At 42.3% G+C, this 12,767-nt stretch carries 10 protein-coding genes; 8 read left to right on the top strand and 2 right to left on the bottom strand.

Going from position 1 to position 12,767, the window contains the following annotated elements; translation table 11 throughout:
- Positions 1 to 398: 398 nt before the first annotated feature.
- The gene (locus tag QNM16_RS08755; protein WP_284020124.1) at positions 399 to 2,771 is read right to left on the bottom strand and encodes a DNA polymerase II; all 2,373 of its coding nucleotides are present in this window, start codon (positions 2,769 to 2,771) and stop codon (positions 399 to 401) included.
- 23 nt (positions 2,772 to 2,794) lie between these two features.
- Here QNM16_RS08755 and dinG point away from each other — a divergent pair, with 23 nt between their 5' ends.
- The 7 genes from dinG to QNM16_RS08790 all read left to right on the top strand — a co-directional run bounded on the left by dinG (position 2,795) and on the right by QNM16_RS08790 (position 8,589).
- Complete coding sequence (gene dinG / locus QNM16_RS08760) at positions 2,795 to 4,864, top strand: ATP-dependent DNA helicase DinG (RefSeq protein ID WP_284020125.1); 2,070 nt, start codon at positions 2,795 to 2,797, stop codon at positions 4,862 to 4,864.
- Positions 4,865 to 4,866: 2 nt separating this feature from the next.
- Positions 4,867 to 5,646 (top strand): sulfite exporter TauE/SafE family protein, encoded by a 780-nt coding sequence (locus QNM16_RS08765; protein WP_284020126.1) that lies wholly within the window; start codon positions 4,867 to 4,869, stop codon positions 5,644 to 5,646.
- Positions 5,643 to 6,242 (top strand): primosomal replication protein, encoded by a 600-nt coding sequence (locus QNM16_RS08770; protein WP_063360277.1) that lies wholly within the window; start codon positions 5,643 to 5,645, stop codon positions 6,240 to 6,242. The genes QNM16_RS08765 and QNM16_RS08770 overlap by 4 nt, the downstream gene beginning before the upstream one ends.
- Before the next feature lies 1 nt (position 6,243).
- Complete coding sequence (locus tag QNM16_RS08775) at positions 6,244 to 7,146, top strand: histone deacetylase family protein (RefSeq protein ID WP_284020127.1); 903 nt, start codon at positions 6,244 to 6,246, stop codon at positions 7,144 to 7,146.
- Between the two features lie 127 nt (positions 7,147 to 7,273).
- A complete protein-coding gene (locus tag QNM16_RS08780; RefSeq protein WP_063360279.1) occupies positions 7,274 to 7,549 on the top strand; it encodes a late competence development ComFB family protein in 276 nt (91 codons plus the stop codon).
- A complete protein-coding gene (locus QNM16_RS08785) occupies positions 7,542 to 7,706 on the top strand; it encodes a YbaM family protein (RefSeq protein ID WP_284020128.1) in 165 nt (54 codons plus the stop codon). Before QNM16_RS08780 ends, QNM16_RS08785 begins: the two co-directional genes overlap by 8 nt.
- Positions 7,707 to 7,803: 97 nt before the next feature.
- Entirely contained in the window at positions 7,804 to 8,589 is a 786-nt protein-coding gene (locus tag QNM16_RS08790) for an NPP1 family protein (protein ID WP_284020129.1), read from the top strand.
- Positions 8,590 to 8,636: 47 nt separating this feature from the next.
- Here the strand turns inward: QNM16_RS08790 and QNM16_RS08795 are convergent, their stop codons facing one another.
- Positions 8,637 to 9,095 (bottom strand): hypothetical protein, encoded by a 459-nt coding sequence (locus QNM16_RS08795; protein ID WP_284020130.1) that lies wholly within the window; start codon positions 9,093 to 9,095, stop codon positions 8,637 to 8,639.
- Between the two features lie 544 nt (positions 9,096 to 9,639).
- On the opposite strand from QNM16_RS08795, the gene QNM16_RS08800 reads away from it, so the two are divergent.
- A complete protein-coding gene (locus tag QNM16_RS08800; RefSeq protein ID WP_284020131.1) occupies positions 9,640 to 12,762 on the top strand; it encodes an efflux RND transporter permease subunit in 3,123 nt (1,040 codons plus the stop codon).
- The last annotated feature ends 5 nt before the right edge of the window (positions 12,763 to 12,767 follow it).

Genomic DNA, 12,767 nt, shown 5'->3' on the forward strand with positions numbered 1-12,767 from the left:
TACTAATCGGGACTCATGTTAAACGTCAAACAAGGGCAAGTTAACACTCACTAACAAAAACTAAACAGCAAAACATCAAATTTTAATACCTTTTTGAAGTTAATAAACACTTACTCCAATATGGATTAAATTTTTAATTAAATTCACAGAAATCATGGACAATAAAAATACACCACCGTATTTTATTAAAAAAAGCAAGCCGCAATCGCGTTAATAAAAATATTTTTATATTCCGTTTAAGTGGTCGATTTTCAGCCAACGAAATAACTGACTACAAATAATTTGCACAAATGGGAAGGTGCATTTACATCGCTGTAAAAGCAATTTTAAAGATTGGCTATCTGTTGTGCTGCAAAATCTCGAATATTACAAAGCGATAAAAATTCGCATCTAGAGATTTACAAATCAAAGGATCGTTGACCTGCCAAATTGATCGCATTTTCATCAATATTAGGCAGCATTCTATATATAGGTAATATTTGCTTTTCTATATAATGGGTGTAATCAAGTTGTGTAAGCGCTTTGATATATAGTTGAGGACCGGACTGGCTGATATAGTATGCAATTTGGCTCCCCTTACCGAGCCCATTCACCAAGCCCAAGCGCGTCGCTTCTTTAGCTGCACGCACATGGGGGGGAATATTCTTGACGTATGCATCCAACGGCTTGCCCAGACGCTTTTTATAAATAAGCTTATCATCCACTTGTCCGGAAGTAATGAGGCCGATGTAATGCTCTGTGATTTCTACTACGCTTTTATCATCGAATAGTGCACGGATCAGCGCTTGCTGATACTCTTTGGCAACGCTCGTCCAATCACTGCGTACAGTCTCCATCCCTTTAAACACCAACTCAGGTTGCCCTTTACTCTCAATTTGGCCAACATAGCGCTTTTTTGACCCCGTTTCTTGGCCTCTAATAGTGGGCATAAAGAAAGGGCTATAATGTGTTTCAAACTCTATCTCTAAAAAGCTTGAGAGCTGATACTGCTTTTCAAGCTCATCAGCCCAGCGCTCATTGATCATTGCCATCAGTGATTTGCCAATGTCCTGACAGTCTTTTGCACTGGCAGCATCCGCTACCTTAACAAATGTAGAGTCTGTATCGCCATATATCACTTCATAACCCATTCCTTCGATCCATCGTCGCGTGGTTTGCATGATTTCATGACCGCGCATCGTAATTGAACTGGACAGTCTCGGGTCATAAAAGCGGCACCCTTTAGAGCCTAATACACCATACAGACTATTCATAATGATTTTTATCGCCTGCTGCAGCATCTGCTCTCCTTCGAGCTTGGCTTTATGTCGAGCCGCCCAGAGCTGAGCAACTAGTTGAGGTAAATGATGCTGCTCTCTAGAAAATAATCCCTTATTAAATCCTGGAATGGCATTGAGCACATCTTGCTCCCCCTCTATGAGCCCCATAGGGTCAATACAAAAGGTACGTATAATGGAAGGATAAAGACTTTTGAAATCCAGTACCAAGACGTTTTTATATAGCCCAGGCTTAGAGTCCATTACATACCCTCCGGGACTATCAAAGTTTAAACCATGCTCTCCAAGATTGGGCGCAATATAGCCACTGCGATGGAGTAAGGGTAAATAAAGGTTAGTAAACGCTGCCACTGAGCCACCCATGCGCTCGAGTTCCAACCCTGTTAATCGTGTTCTCGCAATCGCAAAGTCAAGCAATGACTGCTGCTCAAAAATATCCCAAACTAACTGGCAGTCTTCTAAGTTATATTTGGCAAGGCTAAGTTTGTCCTCATGGAATTGTCTGATAATTTCTTCTAATTGATTATCCTGAGCAATCAATTTATCGCGACCAAGTACTTCTTTAGCAACAAAGCTTAACTTAAATGTTTCAAAGTGATAGGTCGCATTTTTCATGGTATCAATGCCATCTATCACAACGCGACCCGGGATCAGTACACGGGTAAAATTCCCACTAGATACTTGCATCGCTTCACCATCACGGCCAATATTAAGCGAGACGCCCAAAGCCTGAGCGCGCTCATGAAGTACCACGCAGTCGAAGTCAATGACATTCCAGCCAATCAATACGTCAGGGTCTAACTGTACTATTAAGTTACACAAGGTATGAAGTAACGCGATTTCATCTTCAACCCAAACAATATTTATGTCGCTTAACTGTGGCTCCCCTATCATGATCACCGTTTTTCTGTCACCCGATACCAAGCCAACTGAAAACAAAACGCCATCACCACTGCACTCAATATCCAATGACAGCATAGTTAGATCTGGTACAAACACAGGGTTAGTTTTTAATTTTGCACGTCGTAGCTCAATGTAACCACTGCATTGCACGGGCTGACCGGTGACCCAAACGCCGCCTTTAATATAGCGCTCCATTAAATATCTATCAGCATGACGGATATCTTCCTCGTACATTGGCACATATCCAGTCAGTGTTTCTTTGGCATTGTAAAAGTCACTTAAACTTGAAAAATACAGTGCGCAGACTTTAGATTGGTCAAAATGCTTTAATGCAACGTCAGCTAACCTGAACCGGCAGCTCGCTTGCTCTAGCTTCTGTTTTACCTTCTCACTATGCTTTTGCATGATAAAAAACACGCATTGCTCATCTTCAACAAAAGCCTTAATGACCCCTTGCTGCGTCTTCAACCAATAACACAAGCGTAACTTGCCTTTATATGAAGTTTGTTGCCGTGACAAAATAAAGCCCGGATATACTGCTTGTGCCAATTGTGAACCCCGCCTAAAATACACCCCTGTAATTATATCCATACTTTTTTGCTTAGGCGATCCACATGTTGTCAGACTCTTTAAAAAAAACCGTACGTCATGCCCATCAAAATATCGCTCAGCAACTTGAAGATTATCGCCCTCGCAGTAGCCAAAACTACCTAGTAGCTGAAATCGCAAAAACGCTTGCCGGTGAATATCACAAATCACAGCGGATCTGCGTCATCGAAGCTGGAACAGGTACAGGTAAATCACTAGCTTATTGCCTTGGTGCGCTGCCATTAGCACTAGCAAAAAAGAAAAAGCTCATAATTTCTACAGCAACGGTCGCTCTACAAGAACAGTTAATTGAGAAAGAGCTGCCTTTTTTTAAAGAGCATAGTGGCATTGACTTTAAATTTGATTTGGTGAAAGGACGCCAGCGCTATATTTGCGTACAAAAGCTTATGGCTGCGGTAAATCAAGACGATATGCAAATGTCTCTGGTACCGACGACCACGTCACCACTGTCTGACATGGAACAGAAATGTTTACAGACACTTGCCAATGCCTACCAAAACAAGCAGTGGGCAGGTGACAGAGACAGCTGGGAAGATACGATTCCTGACAAAGTATGGAATTTAATTGCCTGTGACAAACACGCCTGTCAGCGCCAAATGAAGTCCCATCATTTATGCCCTTTTCATCTTGCACGACAAAAAATTGCGCAAATGGATGTTCTGGTTATTAACCATGCGTTATTGCTCGCAGATCTAGAACTTGGCGGTGGCACAATATTACCTGAGCCTGAAGATACCTTTTATGTTATTGATGAGGCCCATCACTTGCCCCACATTACACGCGACTTCTCATCCGCTGCCGCAACCATCAAAGGCACCATAGAGTGGCTCGAAAAGCTGTTAAAATTTAGTGGCAAAATGGCCAATACCATTGTCTCGCAAAGAGCGATTGGACAAAATTTCAAACTTAATGACGCTGCCAACGACGCCAGTAAATATCTTAGAACAGTTCGGGACAGCCTTGATAAGGCTGATTTTGAATACAACGACAACGATACTTATCGATTCATCAACGGAGATGTCCCTGAGTCTCTAACGACTCAAGCGAAAGAAATCGCAGATGCAACGCTTGATGCGCTTAGGGCACTAAATAAGATGCATGATGCACTGACAACAGATGTATCGGATGGTGATGTACAAGCATTTTTAGCGGACCCTCTACTGGTAGAAAGCGGCCAATACATTAATCGTCTAGAACAGCTCAATAAATTATGGTTCAGCTATGCGGCCAAAGGTGAAAGCACTCCGCATGCGCGCTGGATCAAGCGCATGGAATATAAAAACCATCACGACCATTTGTTATGTGACTGTCCAATAGAAGTTGGCTTTTACTTAAAAGACAAGCTTTGGCGAGAATGCGCTGGCGCTGTGCTTTGCTCTGCGACCCTTACTGCGCTTGGTAGCTTTGATCATTTTTCCAAAGAAAGTGGATTAATTGGTGAAGATGGTGTGAAATTCATCAAAGCAGACTCGCCCTTTGCATATCAGCAACAAGCTACTTTGCATTTGCCCAAAACAACCGTTGAACCAACGGATAAAACATTCAGTGACTTTTTGGCTGAGGCATTACCGCAATACTTAGATAAAAACAAAGCAAACCTCGTATTATTTGCCTCATATTGGCAAATGGATCATGTCGTCGCAGCGCTGCGCAAAAAGAAACTTAATATTCTTGTGCAGGGAGAAATGTCGCGAGAAGCCTTGCTTACCCGTCATAAGGCTGCTATTGATTTAGGCGCTGGTAGCATTTTATTTGGCACACAAAGCCTATCTGAAGGGCTCGATCTACCTGGTAAATATTTAGAAAATTTAATTATTACTAAGATACCTTTCGCTGTACCCACCTCGCCAGTTGAAGAAGCACAAGCTGAATTTATTCAGTCAAAAGGAGGAAACCCATTTTTATCTATTACTGTACCTGATGCTGCAAAGAAATTAGTGCAAAGCTGTGGTAGACTGCTGCGCAAGGAAACTGACTCTGGTCGCATCACGATACTTGATAGGCGCCTTGTAACAAAACGTTATGGAAAAGCCATGCTCGACACGCTACCACCCTTTGCAAGACAAATAGATTAAGAATGCTAGAACTCGCTTTTGACCCTCTAACATGGGCACTTTTATGTGCAGTTGCGCTGGCAGCTGGTTTTATTGATGCAGTCGCAGGTGGCGGGGGCATGCTCACTGTACCTGCACTTTTAACTGCGGGCTTACCGCCGCATGTAACATTGGGTACCAATAAGTTAGCTGCAAGCTTTGGTTCACTTACCGCAAGTTTTACCTATTATAAAAAGCAATTATTCAATCCACGCTTTTGGGCGGCCTCAACCATCGCTACCGCCATTGGGGCAATTCTTGGCACCTTACTGGTTGATAAATTAAGTATTGAGTTTTTAAATAAGCTGCTTCCTGTGATCATCATTATTGTCGCTTTATACAGTTTGTTCGGCAGTCTCAGCTCTACTGAATTAAATACCTTGCCAAAGAAAACGCCAATGTTAAAGGTTAAGCAATGGATTCAAGGCTTATCTTTGGGCTTTTTTGATGGCTTAGCAGGACCAGGAACGGGCACGTTTTGGACCGCGTCAAATGGCTTATTATATAAAATGAGCTTGCTACTCAACTGTGGTTTGGCACGCTCAATGAACTTTGTGTCCAACTTCATTTCGTTGATCACATTTGTCGCTTTAGGGCATGTGAATTTCTTGCTCGGTGTCACCATGGGTGCCTTTTTGATGCTCGGTGCTTGGATAGGCGCGCATTCAGCCATTAAATTTGGCAGCAAGCTAATAAAGCCTATATTTAATACTGTCGTGATACTTTTAGCGGGTAAGCTCATTTTTGAGGCGTATCTTTCATGAGCCAAGCACTGAACAAGCTCAACAGCAAACTTGAACAATTGGGCACTCAAGCCTATCAATTTGATAATGCTAAGTGGTTTGATAAAAACCGCTATATTCAAAATCAGCCTAGCTTATTTGATAGCCATTTGTTTCACACCAAAAGTCTGTTGCTCAGTGATTATGTCGAAGAGATTAAGCTCACACTAAAAAACCTCCCACCGGAGCAGAACCGCCATGCATACCAATTTGCTGTAGAGCAAGTGGGTGAGCAAATGCAGGCCGTAATTAAAGTGCTTAAATCAACACCGGTATGGGCAAAAGAGAACAAACTGAGTCAACCTAAAAAGGCCAAAGTATATAAAAAAGCCATTCAGCGTATTATGCAGTCTTCTCATGAGTTGTATCAGGAACTGTCTCAAAACCATGAATTTGAGCGGCGCCTACAAGAGATGATCGATCTTCGACGGGCCCAACTCGATGGTGCTAACGCAGAGCAAAATGCTAAACTCAATGCTGAAATTTTGGCGCTTCACACCCGTTTAGGGCGCTGTCGAAAAGCCATTTCAGCCACCGAAGAAAAAATACAACAACTCGAAAAGCAAGGTAATCGCTGACGTGTTGTTTTACGATGATATTTACAGCAGCCTTGACCTTCCCCCAAGACATCGCTTCCCTATTTGTAAATATGCAAAACTCAAAGCCCGCATCGAAGACATTGGACTCGGTCAGTATCTTAGACCCGTCAATGATAAAGCCACTCAGCAGCAACTCACTCGTTGTCACACCCAAGCGTATGTTGATGCTTTTTGCAATGGCACCCAGAGTCAAGTCGACATTAAACGCATGGGGTTTCCTTGGTCTGAGCAATTAGTCGAGCGTACCTTAACATCTGTTGGTGCCAGTATAAAAGCGGCCAACTACGCCCTTAAAAATGGTTTCTCAGCAAATTTAGCCGGTGGATATCACCATGCATTTACAGACAGAGCCAGTGGCTTTTGTATTTTTAATGATTTGGCCATTGCTGCGTGCGAATTAATAGATACACAACAAGCCGATGTCGTGTTGATCTTAGATTGTGATGTCCACCAAGGTGATGGCACAGCAGCTATTTTAGAGTCTCGCAGTGATGTGGTTACCTGCTCAATTCATTGCGAACAAAACTTTCCAAGGCTCAAAGAAACCTCTGATTATGATTTTGCACTGCCAGCAAACACACAAAACAGCGAGTATTTAAGCACACTTAAGCAGGCCCTTGACCTCTGTGTTCGTGTCCATCAACCAGATATTGTTTTATACAATGCAGGCGCTGACATCTTTCACAAAGATGAGCTAGGCCACTTTAACATTTCCCTTCAAGGTGTTTTAGAGCGTGAGCAAATTGTTTTGGACTATTGCTATCAGCATGCTTTGCCGTTAATGTGCGCCTTAGGTGGCGGTTACCAGCGTGACACAGACAGCTTAGTGACCGTACATCAGCAACTATTTAGTGCCTTACAAGCATCTCGCTTCCTTGCCTAACCCCCTTTTTCTTGACGGTTTTTGTGATTACTCGAAACAAACTTTACTTTTGTCTTAAGTCGCGCAGTCTACTTTTATGATATAGACTTTAAGTAGTATTGAGGGGGAAAACTGAGGAGTTAACACGATGAAACTACATGATGATTTGCATAATTATTATGAAAAGGTCATGATCGAACAAATCTTAGAACGTAAATTAAACGATAAGTATGACGATAACGTCATGGCAGATTTTTGTTGTACCGTTCTCAATCAGTTACCAGCTCGATATATTCGCTATGATGTAGATATGGAGTTTTACCTGCCTCAATCTGAACGACAACAAATGGAAGAACGTGTTAAAATAGCCATAGATGTCGCCATTGAACAAGTATCCAAAAAGAGACAATTCTCGAATGAATAAGCCCCCATCAGTTGACCAGGCCCCCCTACATATAAAACTAGCAGTTGACCTCATTATGTTATTAGAGCAACACGAAGTGCCGCCACAACAGGTCCTCGATGCATTGGAAATCGTCAAACAAGATTACCAACAAAAGGCGGGTTTAGAGCTAGAGTAAAAAATCAAAAACAAACAATTTATATACATTTCGTCATAAACTCCTTGTAGAATAAATGCTCAATTAACTAGTATCACTATCGATAACAAGGAGTATTATGATGGCCAAAAAAGTGATATATGGTGCTGTTATACTTAGCTGCACGTCCCTTAGTTCGCTCTCGCACGCCAACGACTTTTTAGCGCTCACGCCCGCATTACCACCTGCCTATATCATTAACAACACGGAGCCAGTATTTGACTTTGATACGGATGGCTGCCTACCTAGTGCAGGTATAAGCCGCACCGGACAACAAAATTCAGGACTAAAAACAACAGGCTCACTAGGCGGGCACTGTCGTGATAACCAATTTTTATTGACCTCTAATACTGTGCACAGACATGCCTGTAAGGTGACAAATGATGGACAATTTTGTGCCCACTTTTATGCCCTATATTTTAAAAAAGATCAGGTTTTTCCATACTTAGGTGGTGGTCATCGTCACGACTGGGAATATGCAGCCATTTGGACAATTGACGGCATCGTTACCCATGGCAGCTACAGTGCACATGGGGACCTTTACACCAAACCTGCTAGTCAGCTGCCTTTTGATAATGGACATTTAAAAATTGTCTACCATAAAGATGGCCTGCTAACACATGCATTGAGGTTTGCTAAGCAAAATGAAATCGCTGAAAACAACTACGGGTACTTTGTAACCCCGCCTATCATTAGTTGGTATTATATGACTGGAGATGGGATAAACAACCAAACACTGCGTGACAAGCTAAATACATATGATTATGGTTCAGCTACATTACCTGTAAAAGATAGTCGATTTCTCATCAATATAAACCGCTTTAAGCCAAATAATTATCCCATTTTTTCAAGTCAGGATTTATAACTAAAAGCTATTATTGAGGGCTCTTAGTTGCCCTCACTCTTCATGGGTTAAGCGCTATGCAGTAAACATTTGCTATGCATCATCAACTTATATTGCACAAAAAACCTACTATCCGACTCGGATTCATAAGGGCAAACAAAATAAGCCACATCATCTCTAAAAGGCTTACTCTCAATATGTCTCCCATCTTCCCAATACAAAACAGCATGCTTTACCAACTCTTCAAGGTAAGTATGATCCCATTGATAATGCGCATAACCGTGATGATCAGATAAATAAGGTGAATAATCTTGTTCACATGTCACACTGGCAACACCATTTTTATGATCAGCAAATGCTTTTGCGTCTTGCTCTGCAGTTTTAGGGTTGACGAAATATGCAATATCACGCCGTGGAGGGATAGCCTGTGGCAAACCAAACTTATCTCTAATTGCAGCGCACTCCACAACTAGCCAAGACACAAAATGGGCGCCAATTTGGTGATCCCACTTCAAAGCAACAAACATGATTATACTCCTTACAACTGTTATCAAATGTCGAATGCGTTCCTGTTTATCCTTATCCAGCTACTTTAAGCTCAATATCACGCAAATGATGTTTCGTATGGTGATACCCTTCAGCTTGTGAGTTAGTCCCTAAACTTAGAACGAAATATTAATGCACAGCACGCTATATATACAGATAAACTTTGACAGAAAGAGCATTGTTTAACCTATATCAAATTACTGTACTTTTATTGTTAAAAAGTATTTTATTAGCTGGATTTTTGATCCGTATACACATTTATTTTAGAACTATGATTTTCATAAGCGCTATTTAATTGTGTAGATTTCACGCTAACGGCGAGTCAATAGCACACTTATTCAATTAACCACGTGAAAGGCATATATTTCAAACGATGAAAAATTGTTACAGCGTATTGCAAAGATGCAATCAACCGCTTTAAAACCGCATTTTATCGCGCAGTGAGAGCTCTAATATTTTTTGAGGCTGGCACTTTTCAGCTCAATCGTTACACTCCATCATGTACTGTTAAACTTGGATGTTGTAATGAATTTAACGCGCAGTTCTCTTAAAAACCCAGCCAGCGTCATCGTCATTTTGGCGCTCGTTTTGGTGTTTGGATTATTAAGTATATTCAAACTTCCCATACAACTCACACCAGATATTGAACAACCACAAATCACTATTTTTTCTGGATGGCGTCAAGCTGCTCCGGAGGAAATTGAGTCTGTGATCATAGAGCCTCTCGAAAACGCAGTCAAAAACACCCCAGGTGCACTTGAAGTCAATACTACAATTAACCGCGGTAATGGCTCCATCTCTCTCACTTTCGCGATTGGTACGGATATGCAGCAAGCAATGCTAGACGTCTTAACCAATCTTAATCAAGCACCTCCTTTGCCCCTTGACGCCATTGATCCTGTGGTGTCTGCAGGCGGTGGCTTTGGCGGAGGCGGTGGCGCAGCAGCAGCGACCTTACTTGTCACGCCATTAAATACAGGCGATGAAGGCCTTAGCCTTGATATGGCTCAATACCAAAAACAAATAGAAGAAATTATTGAGCCTAAATTATCTCAAATTCAAGGAGTTTCCCGCGTCGATCTCGCCAGTGAACGCTCAAGAGAGCTGCGTGTCACGTTTGACCCACATAAAGCGGCAGCACTGGGTATTAGTATAAATCAGATTAGGCAGACTCTGCGTACCTCACAAGATACCTCAGCAGGTTTAGCTAACGTCGGGCGAAGACAATATACAGTGCGTTTTACCGGCCAATACGACTTGCAGGACATGTTGCAAATGCGCATTGGATATTCTGATGAACGGCCCATATATTTGGGCGACATCGCCACTGTCAAAGAAACTTTTTCTGACCGTTTGGGTATGAGTGGCCGAAATGGGCAACCGGCCTACTATATTCGTATAGCGCGGATAAATGATGCAAATACAGTGGCGTTGTTAGATGATATTAACCTAGCCATTAAAGAGCTCAATGCTGGTCCATTAGCCGCAGAAGGCCTAAGTATAGAGCTCAGTTATGATGCTTCAGTACATATTCGCAATGCACTGCTATTAGTCAAAAGTAACTTAGGTTTGGGTGTACTCCTATCCTGTATTATTTTATGGCTGTTTTTTCGTGGCGTTAAAACGACCCTCATCATTGCAGCAACTATCCCTGTATCTTTAATGATGGCGTTCTTAGCACTGAATGTTTTTGACCGCAGCATCAATGTTATTTCTTTGGCTGGTCTTGCATTTGCGGTTGGTTTAGTACTCGATGCAGCAATCATAGTACAAGAAAACATCGCACGACTAAAGTCAACTGGCTTTGATAATCACAAGGCCGCACTCAAAGGGGCGACACAAGTCGCTGGAGCCTTATTTGCCTCAACCGCTACTAGCGTAGCTATCTTTTTACCTATATTATTTATGGCCGGTATTGAAGGGCAGCTATTTTCAGATTTAGCGCTTACCTTATCCATTGCGGTGATTGCATCACTTATTAGCGCATTAACCATTATTCCAGTGGCTAACCGTTACTTGCCTGATAGCAAAGCTAAAAGAGACCCTTATCAAGCATATTGGAAAAAGTTAACCAGACTAATCATGTTGCTAACTAATTCACGCGTTAAGCAAATAAGCTGGATCGCAGGCTTATTAGGCAGTTCCATGCTCATCACGGTCACCATGCTGCCAAAAACAGATTTCATGCCGCAAGCACCTACAGACGGCTTCTTCTTCTCTCTAACGACCCCGCCAGGTGGAAATGTCGCTTATATGGAAGAAGAGCTTTTAAAACGGGTAAAAGCTCGTTTGATGCCTCATTACACCGGGGAAAAGCAACCAGGTATTAAAGATTTTAATTTTTATTTGTTCGGCACTAACGCTGGCGGATTCATTTACTCGGCAGACCCTCAAAGAGTAGAGGAATTAATGAAAGTTACTCGCGAAGAAATCCTCGTTGATTTGCCTGATACCCAAGTTTTTCTCTTTAGAGGCTCTATGATCCAAGTATCAAATGGTGGCGACGGACGTAATATTGATATTGAGATTACAGGCCCGAACATGGATGACCTCATTACTGGCGCACACGTTGCTTTGAATGCTGTCAAAGAGGCTATTCCAGATGCAACAGCCCAGCCACAGCCAAGATTGGATATGGCCGAACCCGAGCTAAGGTTGCATCCAAATGATCGTCGTATTACACAGGCAGGTCTCACACGTCAAGATGTCGCTCAAGCTGTACAAGCGTTTACCGGTGGCTTATTCGTTAATGAATATTTTAACGGTAATGATCGTATGAACGTGATTCTACGAGCCAAAAATTGGGACTCGCCAGAAGCGCTCAAGGCATTACCAGTTATCACACCAGATTCAGGCATTCAAACCATTGGAGAGCTTGCACATGTTGAACGCACAGTCGGGCCAAGTCAATTACGTCGAGTCGATGGTCGCAGAACGGTGAGTATTGTCGTCACGCCTCCAGCGACAATGTCATTAGAACAAGCTCAACAAATTTTAACCGCACAAGTTATTCCTCAAGTCAAAGACTCACTGCCTGAGAATGCTGGTGTTATTCTTTCAGGCAACGCCCAGAAAATGAATTCGGCCATTCAGGAAATGGCCATCAACTTTGTGTTAGCCCTTTTCATTTTATTCTTATTAATGAGTGCGCTATTTAAATCAGCTAAAGACAGTTTACTTGTACTCACGGTCATGCCATTGGCTGCTGCAGGTGGTGTGATAGCGCTATATGTACTGAATTTATTTACTTTTCAGTCTCTTGATTTACTTACGATGATCGGTTTTATAATTTTGCTTGGTCTGGTTGTGAACAACGCTATCTTACTTGTCGATCAAACACGCGTCGCAGAAGCCTCAGGTATGTTGAGACAAGATGCAGTCAGACAAGCTGTATTGCTACGAGCAAGACCAGTCTATTTAAGTACATTAACAAGTCTCTTCGGCATGCTTCCTCTCACGCTTGTGCCTGGTGTCGGAGCGGAAATCTATCGCGGTTTGGCAACAGTGATTGTCGGAGGCATGGCAATCAGTGCACTATTTACCCTGATATTAATGCCTAGCTTATTGCAACTTGGTAAAGGGAAGCAGCCAAAACCAAAGCAAGATAGTGAATCAAAACCCGCTTTAAATTTAGTGTCAAACCAATAAGGACC

The organism is Pseudoalteromonas umbrosa (assembly GCF_030125375.1).
GTDB lineage: Bacteria > Pseudomonadota > Gammaproteobacteria > Enterobacterales > Alteromonadaceae > Pseudoalteromonas > Pseudoalteromonas umbrosa.

Excerpts from the sequence above, each read along its gene's own strand:
- QNM16_RS08755 (WP_284020124.1), bottom strand. The coding sequence starts at position 2,771 with ATGGATATAATTACAGGGGTGTATTTTAGGCGGGGTTCACAATTGGCA.
- dinG (WP_284020125.1), top strand. The coding sequence starts at position 2,795 with ATGTTGTCAGACTCTTTAAAAAAAACCGTACGTCATGCCCATCAAAAT.
- QNM16_RS08765 (WP_284020126.1), top strand. The coding sequence starts at position 4,867 with ATGCTAGAACTCGCTTTTGACCCTCTAACATGGGCACTTTTATGTGCA.
- QNM16_RS08770 (WP_063360277.1), top strand. The coding sequence starts at position 5,643 with ATGAGCCAAGCACTGAACAAGCTCAACAGCAAACTTGAACAATTGGGC.
- QNM16_RS08780 (WP_063360279.1), top strand. The coding sequence starts at position 7,274 with ATGAAACTACATGATGATTTGCATAATTATTATGAAAAGGTCATGATC.
- QNM16_RS08785 (WP_284020128.1), top strand. The coding sequence starts at position 7,542 with ATGAATAAGCCCCCATCAGTTGACCAGGCCCCCCTACATATAAAACTA.
- QNM16_RS08790 (WP_284020129.1), top strand. The coding sequence starts at position 7,804 with ATGATGGCCAAAAAAGTGATATATGGTGCTGTTATACTTAGCTGCACG.
- QNM16_RS08795 (WP_284020130.1), bottom strand. The coding sequence starts at position 9,095 with ATGTTTGTTGCTTTGAAGTGGGATCACCAAATTGGCGCCCATTTTGTG.
- QNM16_RS08800 (WP_284020131.1), top strand. The coding sequence starts at position 9,640 with ATGAATTTAACGCGCAGTTCTCTTAAAAACCCAGCCAGCGTCATCGTC.